Origin of the sequence: Streptomyces sp. NPDC006208, assembly GCF_040613775.1 — a bacterium.
Classification (GTDB): Bacteria; Actinomycetota; Actinomycetes; order Streptomycetales; family Streptomycetaceae; genus Streptomyces.
Genome location: NZ_JBEXSW010000027.1, coordinates 39,797 through 66,646, shown reverse-complemented (window position 1 = coordinate 66,646; position 26,850 = coordinate 39,797). Strand labels below are relative to the sequence as shown.

Here is a 26,850-nt window from a genome sequence, read left to right as displayed (position 1 = left end):
CGGCCGCATTCCCGACCGCTCACTCTTTGCGGTAGCTGTACGCCTCCGAGGCCGCCGACTCGACCGCGTCCAGATCCGCCCCGGCGGATGCGGTCACCACCGCCGCCACCGCGCCCTCCACAAAGGGAGCGTCCACGAGGCGGGTGCCGTCCGGCAGCTCGTCGCCCTCCGCCAGCAGCGCCTTCACCGTGAGCACGGCGCTGCCCAGGTCCACCAGCACGGCGACCCCCGCGCCACGGTCGACCTGGTGCGCCGCCGTGCTGATCAGCTCGGCGCTGGTGCCCAGAGAGCCGTCCGGGGCTCCGCCGGCCGGAGCCACCGGCGCGGACGTACCACCGGCCGCGAGGCCCCGGGCCAGTTCGGCGACGGACTCGGCGACCTCCTTGCTGTGCGAGACGAGCACGATTCCGACAAGCCGTTCCTCGCTCACCGGGCAGCCTCCACCGTCTCGGCGAGTGCGGCGATGAGCAGAGCCGAGGATGTCGCGCCCGGGTCCTGGTGGCCGATGCTTCGCTCACCGAGATAGCTGGCCCTGCCCTTCCGCGCCTGCATGGGGACCGTCGCCAGAGCGCCCTGCTCCGCCGCCGCGCGGGCCACCGCGAAGGAATCCGTGGTCTCGCCGAGCGCGGCAACCGCCGGTTCGAGGGCATCCAGCATCGTCTTGTCCCCGGCCGCCGCGCCGCCCAGCTGCGCCACCGCGGCCACCCCGGCGCGCAGGGCATCGCCGAGCTGTGCCGCGGTCACATCGCCGTCGTCCCCCAACGCCTTGCCGGTGCGCCGGAGCAGCGTTCCGTACAGGGGCCCGGACGCACCGCCCACGGTCGAGATCAACTGCCGTCCGGCGAGCATGAGTACGGCCCCCGGGGTCGCGGGGGGCTCCTTGCCGACCGCCGCGGTGACGGCCGCGAACCCGCGCTGGAGGTTTCTGCCGTGGTCCGCGTCGCCGATCGCCGAATCCAGCTCGGTCAGGCGGTCCGCCTCCCGGTCCACGGCCGCGGCCGCAGCCACGAGCCATCGACGGAAGAAGTCGGCGTCGAGCACATGAACTCCCGGTGTTCCCATCGGCGTTGTCGTCGCTGCCCGTCCGGCACGACCGTCAGCGGCCCCAGCGCAGCGCCGATGTCTGCACCGGTGCGTCCCACAGCCGAAGCAGCTCCTCGTCCGCCTGGCACAGGGTGACCGAGCAGCCGGCCATGTCGAGCGAGGTGACATAGTTCCCCACGAGCGTACGCGCGACGGCCACTTGACGCTGCGCGAGCACACGCTGCACCTCCGCATTGAAGCCGTACAGCTCCAGCAGAGGGGTCGCGCCCATTCCGTTGACCAGTACGAGTACGGGCGCCGAGGGCTTCATATCGTCCAGGATCGCGCTCACGGCGAAGTCGGCGATCTCTCCCGACGTCATCATCGCGCGCCGCTCGCGCCCCGGCTCGCCGTGGATCCCGATGCCCAACTCCAGCTCACCGGCAGGTAGTTCAAAGGTAGGGCTGCCCTTGGCAGGGGTGCTGCAGGCGCTCAGAGCGACACCGAAGCTGCGGGATCCGTCGTTCACCTGCCGGGCGATCGCCTCGACCCGTTCCAGCGGAGCCCCCTCCTCGGCGGCGGCCCCCGCGATCTTCTCGACGAACAGGGTGGCCCCGGTACCGCGGCGCCCGGCGGTGTACAAGCTGTCCGTCACCGCGACGTCGTCGTTGACCAGCACCTTGGCCAGCCGTACTCCCTCGTCCTCCGCGAGCTCGATCGCCATGTCGAAGTTGAGCACGTCGCCGGTGTAGTTCTTCACGATGAACAGCACCCCTTCGCCGCTGTCGACGGCGGCGGCGGCACGTGCCATCTGATCCGGCACGGGGGAGGTGAACACCTCACCGGGGCAGGCGGCGTCCAGCATCCCGGGCCCGACGAAGCCGCCGTGCAGTGGTTCGTGCCCCGACCCGCCGCCGGAGACGAGCGCCACCTTCCCGGCCACGGGCGCGTCGCGCCGTACGATCACCCGTCCCTCCACGTCCACGGAGAGGTCGGGGTGCGCGGCAGCCATGCCGCGCAGCGCGTCCGCGACGACCGTCTCCGGCACATTGATGAGCATCCTCAACGGTTCCTCCTGGGGAGCGTAGCGGCCAGGTCTTGAGCTGTCTTACCTGGGCAGCAGGCATGTACGGGATGTGGCACTGGGCGTTTGGCGGCGGTCTGGGCCGGAGTCCGGCGGGGCTGATGCTGACTCAGTACTGATCTTGCTGACTGGCCATCAGGGGCATCCGGCTCTGTCGCCGGCTGATGACGTCGACGTCCAGTATCGAAGAGATGGGCGTGATCGGGGAACGACGCGTCGGAAGGACGTGTCGATCCATTGGTTTCGGGGCCGGCCACGCCATCCGGCGCTCTGGGCCGCGTCGGGCTCCACGGCCTTGGCCGATGCCTTGCGTGGCATGCGCCGCCCGACGAGGAGGAGACAGCGTGCGACTCGTGCGGGAGCCGGCGCCTGCAACGAGAAGGCACCGCGGCGGGCCATTGAAACCTCGTCAGGATTCCGCGGAGCCGGACCCATCGGCCACGCGGACGTGTCCGCGGGAAGCACCCCGACCGGCAGGTGCGTGCCCCATTCACCTGGATGGCCAGACGGGAGTCGCGGAGCCACTCCATCCACATGATGCTGACCTGGGAATCGGTACATCACGTGACACATGGTCAGTGAGCCGCCCCCTAGTCCCACAGGAGACAAACCGTGCGTCACTTCAAGCGTGTCTGTTGGAGCGCGGCCACCGGATTGGCGGCCCTTCTCGCCTGCGCTCACCCGGCTTCGGCCGCCGCCGGTACCGGCGCCGACCCCACGACGGGCAATGAGGGAGTCGTCGAGCTGGTCGCGAGGCAGGTGCAGGCCAGTTTCGTCGATGTGGACGGGTCGTCCGGGCCCAGCCAAGGCGACGAATTCGTCATCAGCGGGGATGTCTTCCGCGGCACCGAGAAGGTCGGTACCTACGGCCAGGTCTGCACCCTGACCCGGCTCGCCCCCGTTGACGAGTTCGACCTTCTGTGCCAGGGGTCGCTCACCTTCCCTCTCGGGCAGCTCACGCTGACCGGCCGGTTCACCGTCACCGCCGCCGGCCCGGGCGACATCAATTTCGCGATCACCGGAGGCACCGACCGCTTCCACAAGGCCCGCGGCTTCGTCCACGCCGTCAACATCAGCGACACGGAGACGCAGCTCACCGTCCATCTCAGCCGCTGACAGGGCAGGAGGGGGCATCCCCTGTCGCCTCCTCCTGGGACCAAGAGCAGGCGGCGTGCCTCGGGCACGCCGCCTGCTCTTCGTCCCGAGCGCCGCGTTTCTGACACATGGCGCCGTCCGCCCGCAGGGCGGGGCGCGCGTCGTCCGGTGCGTGCGGCCTAGGGACGCAAGCCGTCGAACTCGATGTTCAGATGGCGGGGGCCACGCAGGACGGCGTTCTGGCGGTAGGGCGGAGGATCTTCCACCAGGCGGGGGTTGTCGAGCCTGCGGGCGAGCTCGGTCAGGGCGATCTGGGTCTCCAGGCGGGCGAGCGGCGCGCCGAAGCAGCTGTGGATGCCGCTGCCGAGTCCCAGGTGCTGGATGTCCTTCCGGTCAGGGTCGAACCGGTCGGGATCCTCGAAGCGTTGCGGGTCACGGTTGCCCGACGCGAGAATCAGCCACATCGACGAACCCTTGGGGATGGAGACGCCCCGGACCTCGATGTCCGCGATCGGGGTGCGCTGGGGCAGCAGCTGCACCGGCGGTTCGTAACGCAGCAGCTCCTCCACGATCGGCACGGCCAGGCGCGGCTCGTTCCGCAGCCGCTGAAGCACCTCGGGGTGGCGCAGCAGGGTGAGCATCCCGTTGGTGATCAAGTTGACCGTCGTCTCATGGCCGGCGATCAGCAGCAGGGCCGCGGTGCTGAGCACCTCCATCGTCGTCATGGCGCCATCCTGTCCGCCACCGTTGACCAGTTGGGAGAGCATGTCGTCACGCGGCGACTTGCGCCGCTCCTCGATCAGCCCGGCCAGGTACATGCCCAGTTGCGTCCTGGCCTCCGCCGTGACGCGGTCCCGCTCTGTGAGGTCCTCGTCAGGCGCGGGATCCAGGCTGGCGGCGATGGTCTCGGCCCAGGTGTGGAAGCGTGTCTCGTCCTCCCGCGGAACACCGAGCAGTCGGCAGATCACCGTGACGGGGAACGGATAGGAGAACTGGTCGACCAGGTCGATCCGGTTCCCGTTCGCGAGACCGTCGATGAGACCGGAGACGATCTCGCCGAGCTCCTGGCGCATGCCGTCGACACGGCGGGGGCTGTGCGGCGGTCCGAAGGGGCGGTTGGTCATACGGCGCAGGCGGTCGTGCTCGGGAGGGTCGAGACGCAGGAAGCCGGGCGGCAGGGTCGTCTCCTCCTCCGGCTGCTGCAGCTCGTCGGCCACCTGTGCGGAGAGATTGCGGGCCTCGGAACTGAGCCGCGGATCGTGGAGCAGGCTCTGGATGTCGTGGTAGGTGCTGATGACGAAAGGGCCGTCCTCGTCGTGGGCCACCGGCGTCTTGCGGAGCTCCTTGTAGAGGGGGTAGGGGTCGGCGCGATTGGCATAGTCGGTGATCTGCGCCAGGAGTGACGTCATGACAGGTCCTTGTGGGCGGGCGCCGGCCGTGGCGGCGTTGTCGGAGACAGCTCGGGCGGTGGAGTGGTCCGGCCCCGGACGGACTCGGACGGGAGGGACTGCCGTCAAAGGCTTGCGGTCGTCACCGTCCGGGGGTGAAGACCAACTGCCGGTCGGCGGGCGAGTAGCCGCTGAGAGTGATGGTCGGACCGTGCGTGGGCACGGAGGGGTCGGGGAAGTCGGCCGGGATCGGGCGCTTTCCGTCGGAGCGCCGGTCCACGGTCGCGAACGGCGGCGGGAACGGTGCGGTCGTCTCGATCAGGTGCTGGTAGAACGGCAGCCAGCGCGACTGGTCGAAGGTGACGGCGCCGATCACGCGCCCCTGGTATCCGTACACCCCGGTGAACCTGCGCTCCGCGAGTGAACCCTGGGCGACGAGAATCTCCTCTCCCAGGGAGGGAACACCGACCGACTTGATGTTCACCCCGAACTGGGAGGACCAGAAGGCCGGCACCCACATGTGCGGGCGGCGTTCCGAACCGGCGCTGACCATGTTGTGCGCCGCGATCTCGGCCTGCGAGACGGCGTTGCCCCAGTGTTCCAGGGACAGGAACTGGTAGCCGAACAGCGGGTGCGGAGACCTCGCCACATCACCGGCGACGAAGATGTCGTCGGTCACGATGCCTCGGATGTCGAAGGCGCGGCATCCGGCGTCGCACGCGATGCCGCGGGGGCCGGCACCCAGTCCCGATCCGGCCAGCCATTCGGTGTTGCGGGTCGCGCCGAGCGAGACGACCACGATGTCCGCCTCGACCTCGGCCCCGTCGGACAGGTGGGCGGAGCGCACGCGCCCCGTGGAGTCACCCTCCAGCGAGGTGACCATGACACCGCAACGCAGGTCCACGCCTTGGCCACGCTGCATCTGGGCGGCCACGTCGCCGACCACACCGCCGAGGGCACCGACCAGGGGCGCGGCGCCGCGCTCCGCGACGGTGACCTCGATTCCCTGCTCCCGGCAGGCGGACGCGATCTCCGAGCCGGTGAAACCGGCGCCGATGACGAGCACCCGGCGTGGTCCCTGCTTGAGCCGGCTGTGCAGCCGTGCCGCGTCGTCGCAGGTGCGCAGGACGCAGACGCCGTCGAGCTCCGCTTCCCGCTCGTTCGGCCACGGCCGGGCCCGCACGCCGGTCGCGATCAGCAGCCGGTCGTACTCCACCTCGTCGCCGTCGGCGAGTTTCACCCGCCCTGCCGCCATGTCGAGACCGGTGGCGGCAACCCCGAGGCGCCACTTGGCGTCCGGGTCCCGGCGCCGGGGAAGCGTGGTGCGGTCCGAGGTCGCCTTGCCCAGCAGGACCTGCTTGGACAGCGGCGGCCTGTCGTACGGCTCGTACGGCTCGTCGCCGATCACCGTGAGGGAGCCGGCGAAGCCCTCGTCCCGCAGCGTCTCCGCGGCCCTCAGGCCGGCCAGTGAGGCGCCGACGATCACGATCCGCCCCTCGCGCCTCAGCCATTCCAGCTGGCGGTCACCGTTCACGGGACATCCCCTCACCCGACGCGGCGGAAGCGCCCACCGCCTCGTCCAGGCCCTCCACGAGAATGGCCTGGACGGGGCAGGCGGCGACTGCGCGCCTCACGTGTTCCCGCTGTGTGTCGTCGGCATGCGGGTTGTACAGCAGCGCCTCGTCGCCGTGCATGGCGAAGACGTCGGGTGCGAGGAAGGCGCACTGTGCGTACCCCTGGCACCGGTTGAGATCGACGACAAGCCTCATCACGGGGCCGCCTTTCCAGTAGTCCCCTGCAGTCCCCTGCCCCAGAATGCGAGTGCTCCGGCGCATCCGCGAGCACAGACGGGCCAGAAGAGTCATCCACCCATGACGCCGCTGGAACGGCCGGTCATGAAGGGACGGCGGGTGCGGGTCGCCGGCGGAAACTGGCCACGAGGATGAAGACACTGACAATCAGCGCCCACAGGGGGAAGACCAGCTCGGACCAGGCGACGTTGTCCGTCACGAAGAGCAGTGTCAGGGCGACCAGATAGCCCAGGAGGGAAAGCCAGCGGGGAAAGACTCCGAGCCGGCGCCCGATGGCGGAGGTCGAGAAGGTGAACACCGCGGCCATGCGCATCGAGTAGGTCGTCAGAAGGCTGTAGGCGAAGTGCTGGCCGAAGGACCGCAGTTCCGCCTTGGAACCGGCCCCGGACACATCGGCGGCCGTCACCAGCAGGCTTCCGGCCGCTGCCGCGGCCCCGAAAAGGGTCGCCACGAACAGCAGGCCGCTGCCCAGGAAGACAGTGGCGAGGAACTGGTCCTCCGCCTCCCCGATGCGGGCGCGCACCGCGCCCATGAACCACAGGAAGAAAATGCCCGCGAACGGGACGAGGTCGAGCGCCGTCTGGACCGCGCGCCGACGCGAGGGGTCGGTGAGCCAGCCGTGCTCCACGTCGCTCTCCCCGTCGGGCAGGGCCAGGCGCATCAGAACGATGGCGGCACCGAGCAACAGGGCAAAGAGGATCCCTACCAGTCCTGCGGCGCGTGGGGTACGCAGCGTCTGATGTGTCCGCTCCATGGCCGTCGTTCGCTCCTCTCCCGCTCCGTGCGTCGACCGGGGTTCCGGCGCAAGCCTGTTCCCCCCGAGGGCGACCGTCTCAGGCACGCGTCTTCGGGCACCGCTTCCGCCGGCGGGCACAGGCCGGACCCTCCGCTGCTGCCTCGCACCGACCATCGGTGGACGACTAGGACCAGGAAGCACCCGGGCACGCGGCCGCGCCACCCGGGTCACGCGGGAGGGGGACGTGGGCCGGCCGGCGTCCGGGTGACGGTGCGGGAGTCTCCAAGGGCGTGCAAGCGGCCGACGGACCCGTTGTGGCGGCTATCCGAGTGTCATCGCGAGGACGGCCTGGTCGTCCTCCTCGGACTCGGCCGCCCAGTCCTCCGTATCGGTCCGTACGAACGACACGACGTCCTCGGGCGCCCGCGCGCCGGTGCTCCCGAAACGCTCGGCGAGGCGTTCGAGGACCGGATAGAACACGCCGTCCGCGTTGCGTGCCTCGCTCACCCCGTCCGTGTGCATCACGAGCACCTCGCCGGGTTCCAGCGCGTGCACGGTGGTCCGTGCGGCGCCGCCGGACAGTTCACCGAGGCCCAGTGGCAGAGCGGGCGCGGTGGCCAGCCGGCGGGCGCCCTTCGGGCCGACGACGATGGGCGGCGGATGGCCGCGGTCCACAACCCTCACCTCGCCGCCCGACGGCGGGAACTCCAGCAGCAGAGCGGTCACGAACAGCTCGGGGTCGCCGTCGTCCCCGGCCGGGCTGTTCCGCGTGACGCTCATCTCCAGCCGCTCCGCCAGATGGGTCAGACTCTGCCACTCGTGCGCGGACACCCGGAAGCTGCCCAGGACCGCAGCGACCGTCTGCACCGCGCCCAGCCCCTTGCCGCGGACGTCACCGATGATCGCCCGCACCCCGAAGGGCGTCGCGCACACCTCGTACAGATCGCCGCCGACCAGCGTGCCGCCCTCCCCGGCCGAGTAGAAGCCGGCCGCCCGCACCGGCCCCAGCCGGCGCGGTACCAGGCGCAGCAGGGTCTTCTGCATCGCCTCGGCAACCGAGTTCGCACGGATCAGATGGGCTCGCGTACGCTCCCGCTGCCGGGCCAGGACCGTGCTGACGATCCCGATCGCCACCATGGCCGCATACATCGCCACGTGGTGCTGCTCGTGGAAATGGCCGGGGCGACGGGCCGCGAACAGCAGCTGCAGGCCCAGACAGACCACTGCGAAGAGGGCCGTGCCGCGCGGACCGTGCGCCGCGGCGGCGATCGGCGGCACACCGATGAGCAGGAAGCTCACCGGCTCGCGTCCGTGAACGGCCACTTCCGCTGCGACATCGAGCAGCACCGCGGCGAAGGGCAGCCACCAGATCCATCCCTGGCGCAGAAGCGGGGGACGGCGGTCCTGGGCGGGACTCGTGTGAGGCACAAGGCGCACTCTAAGAATCATCTGGCACCAGCCGCTCAACGAACCCCGCCTTCGTGGGCATCGCCGCAGCCCTCATCTGCCACCGCCGGCTCGCCGAACGAAACGGCGTCTAATTCGTCTGGTCGAGGGGGGTGCCCTCGGCGGCGTTGGCTTCCCCGGCGGTGGCCGAGCCGCGCAGTAGCCGCGTGACGGCGACGGCGAGGGCGGCGCCGATCACGGGGCCGATCAGGTAGATCCACCAGGTGGACAGGTCTCCCATGGCCACATCGGGCCCCAGGCTGCGGGCCGGGTTCATGGAGGCGCCGTCGAAGGGGCCGCCCATCGTGCCCCAGGCAATGATGTAGCCGCCGACGGCCAGGGGCACGAACGGCCCGTCGAGCTTGGGCCCGTCAGCCAGACACAGGACCATCAGCACCAGACCGAAGGTGATGATCGCCTCGAAGCCGACGGCCTGCCAGGCCAGACCGGGTTGGGGCGTCGTAGCGGCGAGGTTGCCGGCAGGACCGAAGAAGCTGCGGGCCAGCAGAGACCCGCAGATCCCGGCGGCGAATTGGGTCATCCAGTAGGCAGCGGCCATGCTGAGGTCCATGTCGCGCCGCAGCACGAACGCCAGGGTCATGGCCGGGTTGAAGTGGGCGGAGATGTCGCCGAGGAAGTACACCGCGACCAGGAGCCACAGCCCGGAAACCAGGGACAGGACCAGGACCACCTGCCAGGGTTGCAGGCCGTGGCCGCCGTAGCGGGCCAGGATCGCCGCTCCCCCGGACAGGACGAACGTCAGTCCGGCCATGCCGATGAACTCCGCGAGCAGTCGCCGTAGCCGGTGACTCGGATTGGTCCAGTCGGCGTAGCCGCGCGAGCCGACCGATGCGATCAGGGCCGCCTTGCCGACCGGTACGGTCGCCGTGGCCTGCGCGGAGTTCATCTGAATTCCTCCGTGGATGCCCCAGCTTTGAGATTGGGGAGGGAACGGATTCCTGCGGAGCAGGGGCAAGGGAACACGATGCGGCGTCAGGGCGGATCGTCGTCCACCAGTAACTGCCCGCGGATGCGGTGGAGTTGCCGGGCCTGGCTGGTGATGATCAAGCCGGCCGGGGCTACCGCCGGGCCGCTTCAACGTCCCCCGCCCCTCGATCTGCGGCAGTTGCTGTCGGAGGAGCAGAAAGTTCAACCCGCGAGCCGAGAATCCCCGTGCTCAAGGGAGGGATGGCACGTCACGATTCTCCGGCCGGGAGGTCGGCGCTGCCGCCGCGGGTCATGGCCAGCGGGTCGACAATCCGGTCGAAGAGTTCTTCGGACACGCCGTTGGCCAGGGCAGCCTGCTTGAGGGTGGTGTCGTGGTCGATGGCGTAGTGGGAGATGACCGAGGCCTGGTCGTAGCCGATGACCGGTGAAAGCGCGGTGACCATCATCACCGACCGGTCGATGTTCTCCTTCAGTTCGGCCTCGTTGAGCTGGGCGCCCTCGATCATGAACTCTCGGAAGTGGTCGCACACGTCGGCCAGGATCAGCGCGGAGTGCAGGTAGTTGTTGATCAGGATCGGGCGGAAGGCGTTGAGCTCGAAGTTTCCCTCCGCGCCGCCCATGGTCACGGCCACGTCGGAGGCGATGACCTGGATGGAGACCATCAACACAGCCTCGGCCTGGGTCGGGTTGACCTTGCCGGGCATGATCGAGGATCCGGGTTCGTTGGCCGGCAGGATCAGCTCGTGGAGGCCGGTCCGCGGCCCCGATCCCAGCCAGCGCAGATCGTTGGCGATCTTGAACAGGGTGACGGCCGCCGCCTTGAGCCCGGCATGCCCGCGGACCATGCGGTCCAGCGTGCCCTGGGCGGTGAACTTGTTCGGCGCGGTCCTGAACGGGAACCCTGTCATCGCGGCGACCTGCTCGGCCACCTGGTCACCGAAACCGGGCGGCGCGTTCAGCCCGGTGCCGACCGCGGTCCCGCCCATGGCCAGCATCAGCAGCTCGCTGGTGGTGCGCTCGACCTCGGCGATCGCGTCGTCCAGCGCCCCGGCGTAGCCGGACCACTCCTGACCCACGGTCAGAGGACAGGCGTCCTCCAGATGCGTCCGACCGATCTTGACGATGTCGGCCCACTGCCTCGACTTCGCCTCGACAGCGCCCCGAAGCCGCTTCAGCGCGGGGACGGTCTTCTCGGTGGTCATCTTGTAGGCGGCGATGTTCATCGCGGTCGGGAACGTGTCGTTGCTCGACTGGCCCATGTTCACGTGATCGTTGGGGTGCACGGGCTCCTGGGAGCCCAGCTTGCCACCGACCAGTTGGATGCATCGGTTCGAGACCACCTCGTTCACGTTCATGTTCGACTGGGTCCCCGACCCGGTCTGGAACACGTACAGCGGGAATTCGTCGTCCAGCGCTCCGCCGATCACCTCGTCACACACCTGCTGGATCAGCCGGCCTTTCCAGGCGGGCAGGCGGCCGGCCTGGGTGTTCACGACAGCCGCGGCTTTCTTCACGTACCCGTAGGCGTGGTACACCTCTTTGGGCATGCGGTCATGGCCGATGTTGAAGTGCTTGAGGCTGCGCTGGGTCTGCGCGCCCCAGTACCGGTCTGCCGGCACCATCACCACGCCCAGGCTGTCGAATTCCTTCCGCTCCGCTGACATTCAGCCCGATCGGCATGTCCAGGATCGTCGGCGCCGCGTCGTCTTTCACGTCTGTCATGGGGGAATTTCTTCCGCAGTGGTCGGATATGCGTAACGGTTGCTTATCCGTAGTCGGTTGAATGAATGATCCAGGTCCGGCCAATGGGCGTAAACGGCGACATGGCGCCGCTGATTCAATGGACAACAACTGGCCGGCCTCCGGTCGGGGCTGTTCGCTGGGACGGGAAGTGACTGGTCAGCCGGGGTGGGGCAGCAGGGTGAGTAGGCGGAGGACGGTGGTGATCTCGCCGGTCCAGGGCCAGTGGCGGGCGAAGCGGAGGATTCTTCGTCGGCCGGTGGCGCGAGTGCGGTCCAGGAGGACCTTGCCCGGATCGTGGACGGCTCGCGGTTTCCGCCACGGGGCGAGCGCAGCAGATTTGGCTTGGTCGAGGCCGGTCTTGCGGATTGTCTCGACCAGCACGGCCCAAACGGCCTTGGTCCGCTGAGGAGCAGGGAACGTGTCGGGTGCGGTAGGGCGTCCTCGCAGTGCCCACCGCACCCCGCCAGGAGAAGAAGAAACGATATGTCCGAGTACGGTTTTGCCCGCGCATCCGATGAAGTTCTTGCCGTCCGGAACGAGCTGGCCGACCAGGTGGTTCAGGCGCTCCAGCGGGCCGGTCTGCCCGCCTTCCGCGACGGGGAAACCGGCACGGAGGACCGGTCGGGCGCGGTGGTCCACGTCGATCCCGACGCTGAGACGGCTTCGGCGTCTGTATCCGTGGGATGGAGGTGTGATCCCGGCATGATCCAGGCCGCTGTCGACAGCCTGACCTCCGGCAATCCTGACGCGCCGGCCGTCCAGCATCCCGGGACGATCGGTCTCCACATGCAGAGCGCGCTGATCAAGATCTTGTTGTCGGCAGGGATCATCGCAACGCTGGAAAACGACAGCATGAATCCGGAACACGTCCTGGTGTTCGGGACGGTGTCCGACCTGCCGTCCGCGCTGAGGCCCACGTTCGTTCCACCGGGAAGTTGGCCTCGATCCTTCGTGAGGAGGCGTCAGAAAGCCCGCAGTGCTTGTCCAGGGTCCTGTCGGCTGCGAGGGAAGAAGTACACCTCAGGCGGCGAAACGCATCGGGTTCCACCCGTGTGTCCGCGTCGAGGGCGGTGGTCGCGGGGTGGTCTCGCAGGCCGTGCCCGGGTTGAGACGGTCATCCTGCCGCCCGAACCGTCGCGGTTCGGGCCGGCCGACCACATCCGGATCGGGGTTCGCGCGCCGCGAGCAGGGCGTGCTCGCGGCCGTTCCGTCGCCGAAGCGCCCGGGGAGGTGGATCCTGAAATCAGGACCGCGCCGCGTCGGCGCACCGCCTTCGCGCGCGGGCAAGGAGGTGTGCCATGACAAGGTCGGAGGAGTGGAAGATCGACGTGTTCCTCTCGGAGGAGGAGGGCACGACAAAGGCGCGGGCCGTACTGGACACCGGCGCCACGAAGCTCACCGGGAGCGGCACCGCCCACTGCAACCCGCAGGACGTCGACGTCCCCAAGATCGGTGACGAGCTCGCCGCGAGCCGCGCGATGACCAATCTCGGGCGGCGGCTGATGAGCATGGCCGACCGGGATCTCGAGGACATGGGCGGGGGAGCGGAGAGTGAGAAGCAGACCTCGGTACAGACGGGACCCTGATGGGACGCGCCCCGAGGCCACGGGTACGAGGAGGCCGGTATGGCCGTACGTAGCGACACGGCAGCGATGTGTGGCAGCTCCGCCGCGCTGATAATGCCGTGAGCGGAGCAGCCCCACCCCTGTCGCGGGACATGGCGGCCGTCGTCCTCGACACCGACGGCGTGATCACGGACTCTGCGCGGGCGCACGCCGCCTGGAAGACGGCCTTTGACGCGGCGCTGCGCGCGCACCCGTCCGATGACGCCGATGGCAGGCGCCCGTTCGACATCCAGGACGACCACCTGCGCTTCGTCGCCGCCGGATCGCGGCTGGACGGTGCCGCCTCGTTCCTCGACTCGCGCGATCTCGCGCTGCACGCGCTGGGCGGGTGCGGCGCCCACCTCGTCGTCCGCGACCTCGTCGAACTCCTCACCGAAGGGCCCGGGGACTGACCATGCCCAAATGGATATGGACCCACGAGGGGTACGACCCCGGCCATGAGCGGCTGCGGGAGGCGCTGTGCACCCTCGGCAATGGCTACTTCGCCACCCGCGGAGCGGCGCCCGAGTGCACCGCCGACACCATCCACTACCCCGGGACGTATGCCGCCGGCTGCTACAACCGCCTCATCTCCACCGTCGCCGGCCGACAGGTCGAGAACGAGGACATGGTCAACCTGCCCAACTGGCTGCCCTTGCGCTTCCGCATGGACGGCGGCGAGGAAGAACCCTGGTTCACACCGGACAGCACGGCTCTGCGCGACCACAGCCTGAGGCTGGACCTGCAGGCCGGCACGCTGCAGCGCACCCTGCGCTACGTGGCCGAGGACGGCCGCGAGCTCTCCGTCCGGCAACTGCGTCTGGTCCACATGGCGGACCCGCATCTGGCCGTGCTGCGCACCGAGTTCACCGCCGAGGGCTGGGACGGCGAGATCGAGGTGGAGGCCGCCATCGACGGAGCGGTCACCAACAGCGGTGTGGCGCGCTATCAGCAGCTCAACGGGCGCCACCTGATCCACGTCAGCGCCGGGGACGCGGCCTCCGACACGGTCTGGCTGCGCTGCCGTACCACCACGTCCGACATCCGGATCGGCATGGCGGCCCGCACCACGGTCGACGACCCCGAGGCGCAGCCCCAGCCGGCCCACGAGCCCCTGCGGGCCGTCCAGATCCTGCGGCTGCCGCTCGCCTCCGGACAGCCCCGCACGGTCGACAAGACCGTGGCCCTGCACACCTCACGCGACGCCGCCATCAGTGACCCCATGCACGCGGCGGTCGACCGCGTCCTGCGTGCACAGGGCTTCGAGGATCTCCTCCAGTCCCACCGCGCGGCCTGGCGCCAGCTGTGGCGCAGGGCGGAGCTGGAGGTGCCGGGGGAGGCCGGGCGCATCCTGCGGCTGCATCTCTTCCATGTCCTGCAGACGCTCTCGCCCCACATCGCGGACCTCGACGCGGGCGTGCCGGCCCGGGGACTGCACGGCGAGGCCTACCGGGGCCATATCTTCTGGGACGAGCTGTTCGTACTGCCCTACCTCAATCTGCACTTCCCCGAGGTCTCCCGGGCTCTGCTCCACTACCGGTACCGACGGCTCGAAATGGCCTGCAGACTGGCCCGGGACGCCGGACGCCAGGGTGCCTGCTATCCCTGGCAGAGCGGCAGCGACGGCCGCGAGGAGACCCAGCAGCTGCACCTCAACCCCCGCTCCGGACGCTGGCTCCCCGACCACTCCCGGCTTCAGCACCACGTCGGGTCGGCCGTCGCCTACAACGTCTGGCAGTACTGCGAGTCCAGCGGCGACGAGGACTTCCTGCACACGGCCGGAGCCGAGATGCTCACCCAGATCGCCCGGTTCTGGGCCGACATCGCCACCTACGACGAGGATCTGGGGCGCTACCGGATCCGGGGCGTCGTCGGACCCGACGAGTACCACGAGGCGTACCCCGACGCCTGGGAACCAGGACTCGACGACAACGCCTACACGAACGTCACCGCGGCCTGGGTGCTCGCCCGCGCTCTCGACGTGGTGCGCGACCTCCCCGAACCGCGACGCGGCGAACTGTTCGAGCGCACCGGGCTCGACACCGGTGAGCTGACGCGCTGGGAGGAGGTCTCCCACAGGCTGGTGGTGCCCTTCCACGCGGGCGTCATCAGCCAGTTCCACGGCTTCGGGGACCTCGCCGAACTGGACTGGGACACCTATCGGGCCCGTTACGGCGACATCCGCCGCCTCGACCGCATCCTGGAGGCGGAGGGCGACACGGTCAACCGCTATCAGGCCTCGAAGCAGGCCGACGTGCTGATGCTCGGCTACCTCTTCTCACCCGCCGAACTGGCCGGGTTGTTCGCCAGGCTCGGCTATGAACTGGACGACGAGACCTGGAGAAGAACGGTCGACTACTACCTGCAGCGCACCAGCCACGGATCGACACTCAGCGGTCTGGTCCACGGCTGGGTGCTCGCCCGGGTGCGACGCGAGGACGCCTGGACATACGTCCGCGAAGCGCTGGAGGGCGACATCGCCGACCTTCAGGGCGGCACGACGGGGGAGGGAGTGCACCTGGGCGCCATGGCGGGCACCCTCGACCTCGTCCAGCGGGGACTGACCGGGCTGGAGACCCGCAGCGGGGCGCTGTGGCTGGACCCGGTCCCGTCGCCGCAGCTGTCGGAGTACGGGTTCTCCATCCGCTACCACGGGCACTGGGGCGTACAGGTGCGCATGCGGCCGGGGGAGCTGGAGATCGGGGTGCCGGACTCGGGCCGGTCGTCGATCGAGGTACGGCTCCACGGCAAGTCGGTGTCCGTCGAGCCGGGCGAGTCGACCCTGCTGACGCTGCCCGGCGAGTGATCTGCGGACCGGCGACGCGGCAGGTCGAAGGCTCACGCCCGGCATGTCGCGCCTCCGCACCCGCGCCAGGAACTGACTGCCGTGTGCCCGACGATCACGCAGTGTCACCGTCGCATTGGCGGGTTGATGTCCCGGGGTGTTCCATGGGGGTCGAGTGGTGAGCTCTCGCGGCCGGCGGGCGGCGTCACCGCTCCCGTCCCCCTGAACCCAGCCGGGATGCCCCCGACAGCCGGACGCTGATGGTGATGGACAACAGAACGACTTCGGTCGGGTCCGCGGAGCGGGCGTCGAGCGCAGAGGTGTTCGGTTCCCCCTGCTGGGTGAGTCTGATGGCCCGCGACCTCGCCGCCGCCCAGGACTTCTACGGTGCCGTGCTCGGCTGGAAGTTCCGCAAGGGCAGGCTGGGCGAGCAGTTCCGCGTCGCAACCGTGGACGGCATGCCTGTGGCCGGCATCGGCGCGCTGGCCCCCAGCCTCTCGGTCGCGATGGCCTGGACCCCGTACTTCGCCGTCACCGACGCCGACGAGACCGCCGCCCGGATCCGGGAACGCAGCGGCACGGTCGCGGTCGGCCCGCTGAACCTCTCCATGGGCCGGGGCGCCCTCGCCGCCGACCGGGACGGCGCGGTCTTCGGGATCTGGGAGGGCGAACTGATGCGGGACTGGCCCGGCTGGCGCGACCGGGCACCCGCGTGGATCCATCTGCTCGCCCGCGACGCGTTCGAGTCCGCGATCTTCTACGGCCAGGTGCTCGAATGGGCCTGCGACCGGCCCGGGTGCTGCGAGGTCACCTACGAGGAGGGCACGGTCGTGCTGCACCGGCTGGGCCAGGTGCTTGCCCGGCTCACTTCCGGAGCCGACCCCACCGCGGAGAGTCCGCTGCTGCATCCGCGCTGGCACGTCCACTTCGCCGTCCCCGATCTGGACGCCACGGTCCGGGCCGCGCGGCAGCTCGGCGGCACGATCCTGGCGGAGCGGTCCACGATTCAGGGCGCCGAGGTGACGCTGCGTGACCCCGACGGCGCCATGTTCACCGTCAGCAGCCACGAGTCGGGCGCCCTGGCCCGCATGCCGGACCACCGGGGGTTGTGACCGGCATCGGCGGAGATCGATACCGCCGCCAGGAGGCCTTCCCGTCGGTGGGGCCGCCGCGGGGCCATGACGGTGCTGCCGACTGCCGACTTGCTGCCCTGCCGTCCTACCTGTGCGGCCGGAGGGGGCGTCGCTGCTCACCCGACACGGCGGCCGACGAGTGGCGCGGTGGCCTCGCCGCTGCCTTTGCGTACCCCGCTCAGGAACTCCTCCATCGCCTCGGTGGCCGTCCGCAGGGGCCGCCAGTCCAGCTCGTCCCGTGCGCGAGCGCTGTCCATCAGCGGCAGCCGCAGCACCGCGTCGAACAGCTGTGGGGACGCCGGGACCAGACGGAGGCCCCAGGCGGCAGAGAGCGCCGTGTGCACGGCTCGCCGGGGCACCCGGACCACCCTGGCCCCCAGGAGCTTGCCGAGCGTGTGCGCGTCGAGCACGGGATCGGCGGCCAGGTTGAACGCGCCGCGGGCGTCGAGCACAACCGCCTGGAGGTAGGCGCGAGCCGCATCGTCCGTGTGCAGCGCCTGGAACCGCAGACCCTCGAGGTCGGGAACGAACGGCACCAGCGCCGGCCTGATGAGCGGGCCGGGCAGGAAGCGCCCGGCGAAGATCCTGCGCTGCTCGCTCGCCGCCGTCTCCTTGAACAGGAACGCGGGACGCATGCGTACCACCCGGATCTGCGGGTGGTCCCGTTCGTACGTGTCGAGGACCCTCTCCAGATACGCCTTCTCGCGGCAGTAGGCGGCCCCCGGCCAGCCGTGCGTGGGCCAGGACTCGCTGACGCCCCGGCCGGTCTTCGGACCGGGAGCGTAGGCACCGACGGACGAGGCGTGCACGAGGACCGGTACGCGAGCCGCGGCGACCGCCTCGAAGAGCCTCAGCGAGCCGATCACATTGGTCTGCCAGGTGACCGCCGGGTCATGAGTCGGCTGGAACTGCCAGGCGAGATGGATCACGGCGTCGGCGCCGTCCACCAGCCGGCCCAGTTCGAACGTGTCGTCGCCGCGTGACAGATCGACCACTGCCCACGTCACCTTGGCGACATCCAGATCCGGAACCCTGCGCGAGAGCCCCAGTACGGATCCGACCCGGGGGTCGTCCGCAAGCGCTCGCACCACGCTGGTGCCGGCATTCCCGGTGGCTCCGGTGACCACCACCCGCAGACCCGCTTTTTCGCTCATCGCTGACTCCGTGCGGTTGCCGTTGATGTGAAGGCCGGGTCCCCGGCCCCACCGGGAACGAAACAGGGCTCGCGGAAAACGCCGGGGAAGATCGCCCCCTCCACCCGAGTGGTTGCGGACAGTGACCACTCGTGTGGCGGGCCGGGGCTTCCCGGAACACAATGAGGGACCGGACGGGATCATGGTCCGCCGTGCCAGGGGGGTCGCAGACACCGGGAGTACACATGATGCTGATGCCCGACGCCAGCGTGGTCACCAGGCTGATCGCCCGTTACCGGGCACAGGAGCACCGCGTGCTGACCGCTCCGCACGACGAACCCGCGCGCAGGCGTTTCGAGGACACCGCCTACACGCTGTGCATTCTCATGTGCGAGCGCACCGCCCGGGAGGCGGTTCTCGCGGCCGAGCGGTATGTGGGCCGTCGTGTGCGGCCCACGGCACGGGCGACGGTACGGTCCGCCGTCCTGCCGGTGCGCGACAGCGCACCGACCGGCGGTTGCTGACCGGCGGCCGTACACCGCCGGCCCCCAGCCGTACGAGGAGGGGCGTGCCGCCCCTGCGCGGGAAGGAGCGAGGTGCGCACCGCGTTGCGAGAACCGGTGGCCGACTTCGTCAGCCGGGCCAAGGAACCGGCCGTCGTCCAGACCGTGCGCTCGACGGCGGCGGCCACGATCTCCTATGTCGTCGCCCTGCAGCTCAGCAGCGAACCGGCCCCGCTCACCGCGCCGTTGACGGCCCTCCTCGTCGTCCAGGTCACCCTGTACTCCACGCTCACGACCGGCATCCGCCGGGTCAACTCCGTGGTCGTCGGAGTGATCATCGCCATCGCCTTCAGCGCGCTCGTGGGGCTCAGCTGGTGGAGCCTCGGGCTGGTCATTCTCGCCTCCCTGGTCGTGGGGAGGCTGGTGAGGGTCGACGAGTTCGTCCCGGAGGTGGCGATCAGCGCCATGCTCGTGCTCGGCGTGACCCAGGTGGCGGACACGGCCTGGGACCGGGTGCTCGAGACGCTGATCGGCGCCGTGGTCGGGCTCCTGTTCAACGTGCTGTTCGTACCGCCCGTCTGGGTGGAGGCCGCCGGCGAGTCGATCGAGGACCTCGGCCGCCGCATGCGGCAACTGCTGTTGCACATCGGTGAGGAACTGAGCAGCGAGACGCCGGTCGAGCGGGCCGCAGCCCGGCTTCACGAGGCACGGCGGCTCGACAACGAGATCGCCGACGTCGACGCCGCGCTGCGGCAGGCGGAGGACAGCCTGCGGCTCAACCCCCGGGTGAAGGAAGGCCTTCTGTACCGCATCGTGCTGCGTACCGGCCTCGACACCCTGGAGATCTGCATGGTCGTGGTGCGCGTGCTCGCCCGCACCATCACCGACCTGGCGAAGGCCCGCCGGGACGAGGAACTCTTCCCGCACGAGATCGGACTCGCCCTCGAGGAACTGCTGAAGCATGTCGCCGACACACTGGTGAGCTTCGCCGTCCTGGTGACCACCCAGGCGAGTGAGAGCGCCGACGCCGCGGAGGCGCGGCTGGCCGGCGAGCTCATGGCGGCGCGCGCCGCCCGCGACCGGGCGGCGGAGCTGCTCCTGCAGGACATCCAGCGGCTCCCCCGCGAGTGGCAGTTGCAGGGCGCGCTGCTCACCGAGATCGACCGGATCCTCGACGAGCTCGACATGGACCACCGCACCCGGCGCCTGATGGAGGAACTCGACCGCCGCACCCGGGAGCGCAGAGCCCGGCGGCGTCAGCTGTCGGCGCTTCACGAGCGAGCGTTCGGCAGGCGCCCGTGATGCGCGGCCGCGGGCGGATCGGGGAGCCGTGCAGCGTCCGCTACGCGGCGTCGCGCATCACCTCGGTGCGCAGTTGATCGCAGCAGCGGCTGATCAGACGGGAGACATGCATCTGGGAGATTCCCAGGGTCTCGGCGATGCTGCTCTGCGTCATGTCGCGGAAGAAGCGCATGTACAGGATGTCCTGCTCCCGCTCCGGCAGCTTGCGAAGCCCGGGCTTGACCGCCTCGCGGTCGACGAGCACGTCGATGGCGGGGTCGGCCTCGCCGAGGGTGTCGCCGAGCGAGTAGCCGTCGTCCGCCCCGGGCACCTCGGCGTCCAGGGACAGTGCGGTGAACGTCTCCAGTGCTTCGAGCCCCACCCGCGCGTCCTCTTCGCTGAGCCCCGCCGATTCCGCGATCTCGGGGACGGTGGGGGCACGGCCGGGGATGGTCGTGGCGAGTTCCTGGCGCGCGGTGCGGACACGGTTGCGCAGGTCCTGGGTCCGGCGCGGCACATGAAGGGCCCAGAGGTGGTCGCGGAAGTGGCGCTTGACCTCGCCGACGACCGTGGGTACGGCGAAGCTCTCGAACGCGCCGCGGGAGGGGTCGTAGCGGTCGACGGCCTTGACCAGCCCGAGGGCGGCGACCTGCTGGAGGTCCTCCAGGGACTCGCCGCGGTTGCGGAACCTGGCCGCGAGGCGCCGCGCCATGGGCAGCCACGCCGCGACCACCTCCTGGCGCAGCCGCTGCCGCTCGGGGCCGTCAGGGATCGCGGCCAACCTCCGGAAAGCGGCCGAGGTGTCAGGAGCGTCGTCGTGCGGGTGCTTGGCGGACACAGACGTGTGCAAAGACGTGCGCATGATGTCGCGGCTCCCCGAAATGGTGTGGGTACCGGTGAAGGACGAGCCTCACCGGGGATACGGACGGGCCAGGAAAGCGCTCGCCGGGGAGTTCCCGCTCCCGTGGGCGCGCCTCCTGTCCGAAGCACATGACGCGGCTGCCCGGAGCCCCGGTCGAGAAACATCCGGGGGTGGAGGAATTGGTGCGCCCGCAGCGGGTACCTACCACGCGGCCGGGCGTGTCGGCAGCGGTGGCCGGGACGGCCGGGACGGGCAACAGTCGAGAGCCGGCACGCGTGCCGGTGCGAACGGCGAGGAGGCAGAAGCCGATGGTCCCGGAAGCCATGAGCCGGCCGGGGGGAGAGGCCGCCGATGGAGAGCGGTTCGATGTGGAGACGAGACAGCATGAGGGGACGGTCGTGCTCGAGCTGAGCGGCGAACTCGACCACGACACGGCCGAGCCCCTGCGTGAGGCTCTGGCGCGGCAGGTGCAGGGCGGAGCCCAACGGATCGTGGTCGACTGCAGCAGGCTCGGGTTCTGTGATTCGACCGGTCTGAACGTCCTGCTGCACGCACGGCTGACCGCGAGGGAATCGGGCGGTCGCATCGAACTGGCGGGCCTGCGCCCCCCGGTGGCGCGTATGTTCGACATCACCGGAGCGCGTGCCGTCTTCCGGGTGTACGACGGCGTGTCCGAGGCCTTGGCCGACGGGCCACGGAGTTAGCGGAGGAGGCCGATGAGCGCGATCCTCCGCGGGCACGGTCAGACGCGGCGCCTTGCCCTGTACGGCACGAAGGGGGCGGTCAGCCGTTGCCGCGACTTCACCCACGAAGCCCTGGACGACTGGGGCTGGACGAAGTCCGGTGACGAGGACGTCGTCGTCGAGGACGTGCTGCTGCTCGTGTCCGAGGTGGTCACCAACGCGTGTCTGCACGCGGGAGGCCCGCAGGAGCTGACGCTCAACCAGTCCGGCGGACGCCTGCGCATCGAGGTGGCCGATGCCAGCCCCGCGCCGCCGAGGCACCGCCCCCCGAGGGCCCTCTCGCAGCCTGGCGGGCACGGACTGATCATCATGGACCGGCTGGCCCGCACCTGGGGGTCCGAGCCGCGGGGGACGGGCAAGGTGGTCTGGCTGGAGGTGCCCGTACCTGGGGGCAGGGTCTGAGCCGTACGTGACCGGACTCCGGGCTGTACGTGACCGGGACTCCGGGCCGTACGTGAGGCCGGTCGTCCGAGCCGTACCGGAAGCCCGTACCTGCTGTAGTCAGGCCGAGATGCCTGCCGACCGACGGGTCTACCGGGTCCCGGCGGGCGCACGGGACGGCGCTGCGGGGCCCTCGGGCGGGGTGTCGTCCATCAGCCCATCACGCAGCGTGGTGAGAATTCGCGCCAGCAGCCGTGAGACATGCATCTGCGAGATGCCCAGCCGCTCCCCTATCTGCGACTGCGTCAGCTCCTCGCCGAAGCGCAGCGACAGGATCAGCCGGTCCCGCTCGTCGAGCCCGGCGATCAGAGGCTTCAGCGCCGCCACCGAGTCCACGATGTCGAACGCCGGATCGACGTCACCGAGGCGGCGTACGACCGCGCTCGGGGCCTCGTCGTCGGTCGCCGACGAATCGAGCGACTGCGCCGTGTACCCGTTCGCCGCCTGCTCGCCCTGGACGACCTCGGCCTCGTCGACCTGCAGGTACCGCGCCAGTTCGGCCGACGTCGGCCGGCGGCCCAGTTCCTGCTCCAGCACATCGAGCGCCTTGGCGAGGTCGATCCGCAGCTCCTGGAGCCGCCGCGGGACCCGGACGGACCAGCTGGTGTCCCGGAAGAACCGCTTGATCTCGCCGATGACGGTCGGCAGCGCGAACGAGGCGAACTCGACCTCGCGGTCCACGTCGAACCGGTTGATCGCCTTGATGAGGCCGATCGTGCCGACCTGGACGATGTCCTCCATCGGCTCGGCGCGGCCCGCGAAGCGCACGGCCGCGAACTTGACGAGGCTGAGGTTGAGCTCGACCAGGGTGTTGCGGACGTACTGGTGTTCGGGGGTGCCCTCCTCGAGCGCTGCCAGCCTCCTGAACAGGCACGCCGACAGTGTCCGGGCGTCCGTGGTGGAGACGGTGCGGGGATCGGGGATCTCCGGCAGGTCCACCGGCGGGACTGCATGCGCCCTCTGTGAGGCGCTGCGGACGGACGCGGTGTGAGTGGTGGTGGGCATGGTGCAATCGGCTCCTCCGGCAGACAGTGGCCGGCGCTGTCGGCTGCAGCGGGACCGTCGTGCGAGCGCTCCTGTCTCTGGTGATTCCCTTTTGTCACGCTTTGAAGCCCTCGTCAGGGGTATCCGAGTCCTATGGGACAGGTGCGACAGCGACATCAGCCGTCCCGGACCCGTCGCTTTCCCCTGGCGGAGGGGCCCGGCTCGGTGGCCCGCTGCCGTGATCTGACGCGTCAGGTGCTGGAGGAGTGGTTCTCCCTCACCGGTCCTGCCGGACGGCTGCTGACCTCGGACGTACTGTTGCTCGTGTCCGAGATCGCCACCAATGCGTGCAAGCACGGAGGAGGCCCGTACGAGCTCAGGCTCGACCGGGCCCCGGGCCGGCTGTGGGTCCAGGTCAGCGACACCAGCCACAAGCGGCCTCGGCCGCGCGGCCCGCACCGCGCAGCGAGGGTTTCCGGGCACGGTCTGTACCTGCTGGAGAGGCTCTCCGCCGGATGGGGATGGGCCCCGAGGGGTCGGGGCAAGGCGGTCTGGTTCGTCGTCGTGATCCCGGAGTGAGGGGTACAGGTACAGCGCCGCCCGGAATGGCGACACGTTGACCCGCGTTCCACAGTGGAGAAACCCCGAGTCACGACAGCGCGAGGTCTGCGATGGATGTGTCTGCCCCGCCGCCCGGTCCTCAGCCGGGCGCGCCGCCGCCCGCCGAGCTGGGCGAGGAAGGGCTCCGCAAACTTCTGGCCGGGCTCACCGCCGTACGCGACGGAGACCTGTCCGTCCGCCTGGCCGCCGACGCCGGGGGGCTGCTCGGCGAGATCGCCACGATCTACAACGGGATGGTGGACCAGATCTCCGTGGTCACCTCCGAGGTCACCCGGGTCGCCAGCGAGGTCGGCGGGCAGGGCCTGCTCGGCGGCCAGGCGCGCGAGCCCCGGGCGAGCGGCGTGTGGCACGAGCTCACCTCGGGCGTCAACACCATGGCCGACAATCTGACCTCCCAGGTCCGCGCGATCGCCCAGGTCGCCACCGCCGTCGCCCGCGGTGACCTCACCCGGAAGATCAGGGTCGACGCACGCGGGGAGATCCTGGAGCTCAAGGAGACCATCAATACGATGGTCGACCGGCTGTCCTCGTTCGCCGAGGAGGTCTCCCGGGTGGCGCGTGAGGTCGGCACCGACGGAAAGCTCGGCGGCCAGGCAACCGTCCAGGGCGTGTCCGGCACCTGGAAGGACCTGACGGACAACGTCAATTTCATGGCGAACAACCTGACCAACCAGGTCCGCAACATCGCCCAGGTCACCACGGCCGTGGCCCGAGGCGATCTGACCCGCAAGATCGACGTGGACGCGCGGGGTGAGATCCTCGAGCTGAAGACCACCATCAACACCATGGTGGAGCAACTGTCGTCGTTCGCCGCCGAGGTCACCCGGGTCGCGCGCGAGGTCGGCAGCGAGGGCCGGCTCGGCGGCCAGGCCGAGGTCGAAGGGGTCTCCGGCACCTGGAAACGGCTGACCGAGAACGTCAACGAACTGGCCGGGAACCTGACCCGGCAGGTACGCGCGATCGCCGAAGTGACCAGCGCCGTCGCCGAGGGAGACCTGACCGGGTCGATCACCGTCGAGGCCCCGGGTGAGGTGGGCGACCTCAAGGACAACATCAACGCGATGGTCGAGTCGCTGCGCGCGACCATCCGCGCCAACGAGGAACAGGACTGGCTCAAGACCAATCTGGCCCGGATGTCAGGTCTCGTCCAGGGGACGAGGAGCCTGCCCGCGGTCGCCGAACTGATCATGGACGAGTTGCCGCCGCTGGTCTCCGCACAGTACGGCGGCTTCTTCCTCGCCGAGGAGGGGGAGCAGGGCGTCGAACTCGTCATGATCGCCTCGTACGGCGCACCCGACGCCCCCGGCACCGGCCCGCGCCGCTTCCGGCTCGGCCAGTCCCTCATCGGCCAGGCCGCCCGCAGCCGCCGAGCCATCGAGGTGCGTGATCTGCCGCCCGGGTACGCGACCGTCTCCTCCGGCACGGGCAGCGTGGATCCCCGGCACCTGATCGTGCTCCCGGTCGTCCTGGAGGGCCAGGTGCTGGGCGTCGTCGAGCTCGCGGCCGTGAGCCCGCTGACCGTCGTGCACCGGGACTTCCTCGACCAGTTCATCGAGACCCTCGGAGTCAATGTCAGCACACTGATCGCCAATACCCGCACCGACGAACTGCTCGACCAGTCCCAGCGGCTGACCGCCGAACTCAGCACCCGGTCCAAGGAACTGCAGGCACGGCAGGAGGAGTTGCAGCGCTCGAACGCCGAACTCAAGGAGAAGGCCGCGCTGCTCGCGGACCGCAACCGCGACATCGAACGCAAGAACCTGGAGATCGAGCAGGCCCGCCAGGAACTGGAGGCCCGGGCCCAGCAGTTGTCCCGCACGTCGATGTACAAGTCGGAGTTCCTGGCCAACATGAGCCATGAGCTGCGCACTCCGCTCAACAGTCTGCTGATCCTCGCCCAGCTGCTCGCCCAGAATCTCGAGGGCAATCTGACGGAGAAGCAGGTCGACTACGCCGAAGTGATCCACTCGGCCGGGTCCGACCTGCTCCAGCTCATCAACGACATCCTGGACCTGTCCAAGGTCGAGGCCGGCAAGATGGCCATCCACCCCGAGGCGTTCTCGCTCGCCGACCTCATGGAGTACGTAGAGGCGACCTTCCGGCCCGTGGCGACCGAGCGGGAGCTGTCGTTCGAGGTGATCACGGAAACGGGCACCCCGCAGCGGCTCACCACCGACGAGTCCCGGCTGCGTCAGGTACTGCGCAATCTGGTGTCCAACGCACTGAAGTTCACCGACGAGGGATGGGTGGAACTGAGGGCCGGGGCCGCCGCACAGCACGAGTTGCCGACGGCGTTGCAGGACGTGGGACCGGTGGTCGCCTTCCGGGTCCTCGACACCGGCATCGGCATCCCGCCCGACCGCCTGGAGAGCATGTTCGGCGCCTTCCAGCAGGGCGACAGCACCACATCACGCCAATACGGCGGCACCGGGCTCGGGCTCTCCATCAGCCGCGAGGTGGCGCGGCTCCTCGGCGGCGTGATCGAGGCCGAGAGCACACCGGGGCGCGGCAGCAGCTTCACGCTCTATCTGCCGGTGGAGCGGCGGGGCAGTACGCCCGCTGAGCACATCCTGCGCGAGACGGTGCAACGGCAGCCCGCCGCAGTACCCCAGGTGGAGGAATCGGCGCGCGGACACACCGTCCTCGTGGTCGACGACGACAGGCGCAATGTCTTCGCGCTCACCGAGATCCTCCAGCGCGAGGGAATGACGGTGCTGCAGGCCGACAACGGCAGGGCGGGCATCGCCGTGCTCGAAGGGCACGACGAGGTCGATCTCGTCGTGATGGACGTGATGATGGCGGGCATGGACGGCTACGCCGCCATGCAGGCCATCAGACAGCTCCCCCACGGGGCGAACGTCCCGATCATCGTGGTCACGGCCAAGGCGATGCCCGGCGACCGGGCCGAGGCACTGGCCGAAGGCGCGGACGACTACGTCGCCAAGCCGGTGGACGCGGACCATCTGCTGGCGAAGATCCGCATGTGGCTGGCGCGCGGACGATGAGCCGCACGCCGGCGTACCTGAACACCAACAGGAGGAAAGGAGCACACACATGGGTATGGCGAAGGCCAAGCTGAAGCAGCTGAGGGGCATGAGGCTCGAGGCCGACGGACGAGTCCTGGACAACGAACGGATGAAGCAGGAGGGCCGCCGCCTGCTGCAGGAGGGCCGGGCCGAGGAAGCGGCACTGAAGTCGGCGCCTCGCCACGGCAGGCACGCCCGCTAGGCCCTGTCCGGGCGATCTTCGCGGATCGGCCTGCGGCGTCAGGTGCGTGGGGGCCCGCCAGGGCCGAGGCGTGGGGTCTCCCCAGGCCGCCAGGGCCGAGGGGAAGCATCGCAAGGCGGTAGGGGCACCGCCCGGCCGGAGGCCGGGGGAGATCGCCCTCGTACTCGGGCGACTCCGACGACACAGCGAGGTGCCGTAGCTGTCGTCGCGGGCCCGACGAGATCCCCCGGACAGGACCTACTAGGACCCTTCTTCCGG

General features: G+C 69.9%; 26 protein-coding genes and 1 pseudogene. 13 read left to right on the top strand and 14 right to left on the bottom strand.

The window, feature by feature from the left end; translation table 11 throughout:
- Window positions 1–19 precede the first annotated feature (19 nt).
- Genes dhaM through dhaK form a run of 3 tightly spaced genes read right to left on the bottom strand, consistent with a single transcriptional unit; the run spans window position 20 to window position 2,089 of the window.
- A complete protein-coding gene (gene dhaM, locus ABZ208_RS22615; protein WP_356911257.1) occupies window positions 20–430 on the bottom strand; it encodes a dihydroxyacetone kinase phosphoryl donor subunit DhaM in 411 nt (136 codons plus the stop codon).
- Entirely contained in the window at window positions 427–1,062 is a 636-nt protein-coding gene (dhaL, locus tag ABZ208_RS22610; RefSeq protein ID WP_356911256.1) for a dihydroxyacetone kinase subunit DhaL, read from the bottom strand. Before dhaL ends, dhaM begins: the two co-directional genes overlap by 4 nt.
- A gap of 34 nt (window positions 1,063–1,096) precedes the next feature.
- On the bottom strand, window positions 1,097–2,089 hold the full coding sequence (dhaK, locus tag ABZ208_RS22605; protein WP_356911255.1) for a dihydroxyacetone kinase subunit DhaK: 993 nt from the start codon (window positions 2,087–2,089) through the stop codon (window positions 1,097–1,099).
- Between the two features lie 630 nt (window positions 2,090–2,719).
- On the opposite strand from dhaK, the gene ABZ208_RS22600 reads away from it, so the two are divergent.
- Window positions 2,720–3,223: a hypothetical protein gene (locus ABZ208_RS22600; RefSeq protein WP_356911254.1), complete on the top strand. Its 504-nt coding sequence runs from the start codon at window positions 2,720–2,722 to the stop codon at window positions 3,221–3,223.
- A gap of 158 nt (window positions 3,224–3,381) precedes the next feature.
- Here the strand turns inward: ABZ208_RS22600 and ABZ208_RS22595 are convergent, their stop codons facing one another.
- From ABZ208_RS22595 to ABZ208_RS22560, 8 genes are all read right to left on the bottom strand, one after another.
- On the bottom strand, window positions 3,382–4,611 hold the full coding sequence (locus ABZ208_RS22595; RefSeq protein WP_356911253.1) for a cytochrome P450: 1,230 nt from the start codon (window positions 4,609–4,611) through the stop codon (window positions 3,382–3,384).
- Between the two features lie 121 nt (window positions 4,612–4,732).
- A complete protein-coding gene (locus ABZ208_RS22590; protein ID WP_356911252.1) occupies window positions 4,733–6,124 on the bottom strand; it encodes an FAD-dependent oxidoreductase in 1,392 nt (463 codons plus the stop codon).
- Window positions 6,114–6,359, bottom strand: coding sequence for a ferredoxin (locus ABZ208_RS22585; RefSeq protein ID WP_356911251.1), 246 nt, complete (start codon window positions 6,357–6,359; stop codon window positions 6,114–6,116). Before ABZ208_RS22585 ends, ABZ208_RS22590 begins: the two co-directional genes overlap by 11 nt.
- Before the next feature lie 124 nt (window positions 6,360–6,483).
- On the bottom strand, window positions 6,484–7,155 hold the full coding sequence (locus tag ABZ208_RS22580; RefSeq protein WP_356911250.1) for a hypothetical protein: 672 nt from the start codon (window positions 7,153–7,155) through the stop codon (window positions 6,484–6,486).
- 303 nt (window positions 7,156–7,458) lie between these two features.
- Window positions 7,459–8,565 (bottom strand): PP2C family protein-serine/threonine phosphatase, encoded by a 1,107-nt coding sequence (locus ABZ208_RS22575; protein WP_356911249.1) that lies wholly within the window; start codon window positions 8,563–8,565, stop codon window positions 7,459–7,461.
- A gap of 109 nt (window positions 8,566–8,674) precedes the next feature.
- Window positions 8,675–9,490, bottom strand: a complete 816-nt coding sequence (locus tag ABZ208_RS22570; protein ID WP_356911248.1) for an aquaporin — start codon at window positions 9,488–9,490, stop codon at window positions 8,675–8,677.
- A gap of 289 nt (window positions 9,491–9,779) precedes the next feature.
- Complete coding sequence (locus ABZ208_RS22565) at window positions 9,780–11,195, bottom strand: class II fumarate hydratase (protein WP_356911247.1); 1,416 nt, start codon at window positions 11,193–11,195, stop codon at window positions 9,780–9,782.
- A 235-nt stretch (window positions 11,196–11,430) separates the two neighbouring features.
- On the bottom strand, window positions 11,431–11,655 hold the full coding sequence (locus tag ABZ208_RS22560; protein ID WP_356911298.1) for a hypothetical protein: 225 nt from the start codon (window positions 11,653–11,655) through the stop codon (window positions 11,431–11,433).
- 102 nt (window positions 11,656–11,757) lie between these two features.
- Between ABZ208_RS22560 and ABZ208_RS22555 the strand changes: the two genes are divergently transcribed.
- From ABZ208_RS22555 to ABZ208_RS22535, 5 genes and pseudogenes are all read left to right on the top strand, one after another.
- Window positions 11,758–12,576: a hypothetical protein gene (locus ABZ208_RS22555; RefSeq protein WP_356911246.1), complete on the top strand. Its 819-nt coding sequence runs from the start codon at window positions 11,758–11,760 to the stop codon at window positions 12,574–12,576.
- Window positions 12,573–12,860 (top strand): DUF1876 domain-containing protein, encoded by a 288-nt coding sequence (locus tag ABZ208_RS22550; protein WP_356911245.1) that lies wholly within the window; start codon window positions 12,573–12,575, stop codon window positions 12,858–12,860. Before ABZ208_RS22555 ends, ABZ208_RS22550 begins: the two co-directional genes overlap by 4 nt.
- 131 nt (window positions 12,861–12,991) lie before the next feature.
- Window positions 12,992–13,207, top strand: a pseudogene (locus tag ABZ208_RS22545) (hydrolase); the annotation flags it as partial.
- An 86-nt stretch (window positions 13,208–13,293) separates the two neighbouring features.
- Window positions 13,294–15,684, top strand: a complete 2,391-nt coding sequence (locus ABZ208_RS22540; protein ID WP_356911244.1) for a glycosyl hydrolase family 65 protein — start codon at window positions 13,294–13,296, stop codon at window positions 15,682–15,684.
- 245 nt (window positions 15,685–15,929) lie between these two features.
- The gene (locus ABZ208_RS22535) at window positions 15,930–16,775 is read left to right on the top strand and encodes a VOC family protein (protein ID WP_356911243.1); all 846 of its coding nucleotides are present in this window, start codon (window positions 15,930–15,932) and stop codon (window positions 16,773–16,775) included.
- Window positions 16,776–16,912: 137 nt separating this feature from the next.
- Here ABZ208_RS22535 and ABZ208_RS22530 read toward each other — a convergent pair whose 3' ends face one another.
- Window positions 16,913–17,950 carry an NAD-dependent epimerase/dehydratase family protein gene (locus ABZ208_RS22530; protein WP_356911242.1) on the bottom strand — a complete coding sequence of 346 codons (1,038 nt, stop codon included), beginning with the start codon at window positions 17,948–17,950 and terminating at the stop codon, window positions 16,913–16,915.
- A gap of 233 nt (window positions 17,951–18,183) precedes the next feature.
- Here ABZ208_RS22530 and ABZ208_RS22525 point away from each other — a divergent pair, with 233 nt between their 5' ends.
- A complete protein-coding gene (locus ABZ208_RS22525) occupies window positions 18,184–18,453 on the top strand; it encodes a DUF5133 domain-containing protein (RefSeq protein ID WP_328403839.1) in 270 nt (89 codons plus the stop codon).
- Between the two features lie 72 nt (window positions 18,454–18,525).
- Complete coding sequence (locus ABZ208_RS22520) at window positions 18,526–19,734, top strand: aromatic acid exporter family protein (RefSeq protein ID WP_356911241.1); 1,209 nt, start codon at window positions 18,526–18,528, stop codon at window positions 19,732–19,734.
- Between the two features lie 40 nt (window positions 19,735–19,774).
- Here the strand turns inward: ABZ208_RS22520 and ABZ208_RS22515 are convergent, their stop codons facing one another.
- Window positions 19,775–20,575, bottom strand: coding sequence for a SigB/SigF/SigG family RNA polymerase sigma factor (locus tag ABZ208_RS22515; RefSeq protein ID WP_356911240.1), 801 nt, complete (start codon window positions 20,573–20,575; stop codon window positions 19,775–19,777).
- Window positions 20,576–20,898: 323 nt separating this feature from the next.
- Here ABZ208_RS22515 and ABZ208_RS22510 point away from each other — a divergent pair, with 323 nt between their 5' ends.
- Both ABZ208_RS22510 and ABZ208_RS22505 read left to right on the top strand, forming a co-directional pair.
- Window positions 20,899–21,279 (top strand): STAS domain-containing protein, encoded by a 381-nt coding sequence (locus ABZ208_RS22510; protein ID WP_356911292.1) that lies wholly within the window; start codon window positions 20,899–20,901, stop codon window positions 21,277–21,279.
- A gap of 12 nt (window positions 21,280–21,291) precedes the next feature.
- Entirely contained in the window at window positions 21,292–21,720 is a 429-nt protein-coding gene (locus ABZ208_RS22505; RefSeq protein ID WP_356911239.1) for an ATP-binding protein, read from the top strand.
- A 129-nt stretch (window positions 21,721–21,849) separates the two neighbouring features.
- Here the strand turns inward: ABZ208_RS22505 and ABZ208_RS22500 are convergent, their stop codons facing one another.
- Window positions 21,850–22,764: a SigB/SigF/SigG family RNA polymerase sigma factor gene (locus tag ABZ208_RS22500; RefSeq protein ID WP_356911238.1), complete on the bottom strand. Its 915-nt coding sequence runs from the start codon at window positions 22,762–22,764 to the stop codon at window positions 21,850–21,852.
- Between the two features lie 204 nt (window positions 22,765–22,968).
- Between ABZ208_RS22500 and ABZ208_RS22495 the strand changes: the two genes are divergently transcribed.
- The 3 genes from ABZ208_RS22495 to ABZ208_RS22485 all read left to right on the top strand — a co-directional run bounded on the left by ABZ208_RS22495 (window position 22,969) and on the right by ABZ208_RS22485 (window position 26,592).
- Window positions 22,969–23,322, top strand: coding sequence for an ATP-binding protein (locus tag ABZ208_RS22495; RefSeq protein WP_356911237.1), 354 nt, complete (start codon window positions 22,969–22,971; stop codon window positions 23,320–23,322).
- 92 nt (window positions 23,323–23,414) lie between these two features.
- Window positions 23,415–26,369: a HAMP domain-containing protein gene (locus ABZ208_RS22490; RefSeq protein WP_356911236.1), complete on the top strand. Its 2,955-nt coding sequence runs from the start codon at window positions 23,415–23,417 to the stop codon at window positions 26,367–26,369.
- 49 nt (window positions 26,370–26,418) lie between these two features.
- Window positions 26,419–26,592: a hypothetical protein gene (locus ABZ208_RS22485; RefSeq protein ID WP_356911235.1), complete on the top strand. Its 174-nt coding sequence runs from the start codon at window positions 26,419–26,421 to the stop codon at window positions 26,590–26,592.
- Window positions 26,593–26,850: the final 258 nt, after the last annotated feature.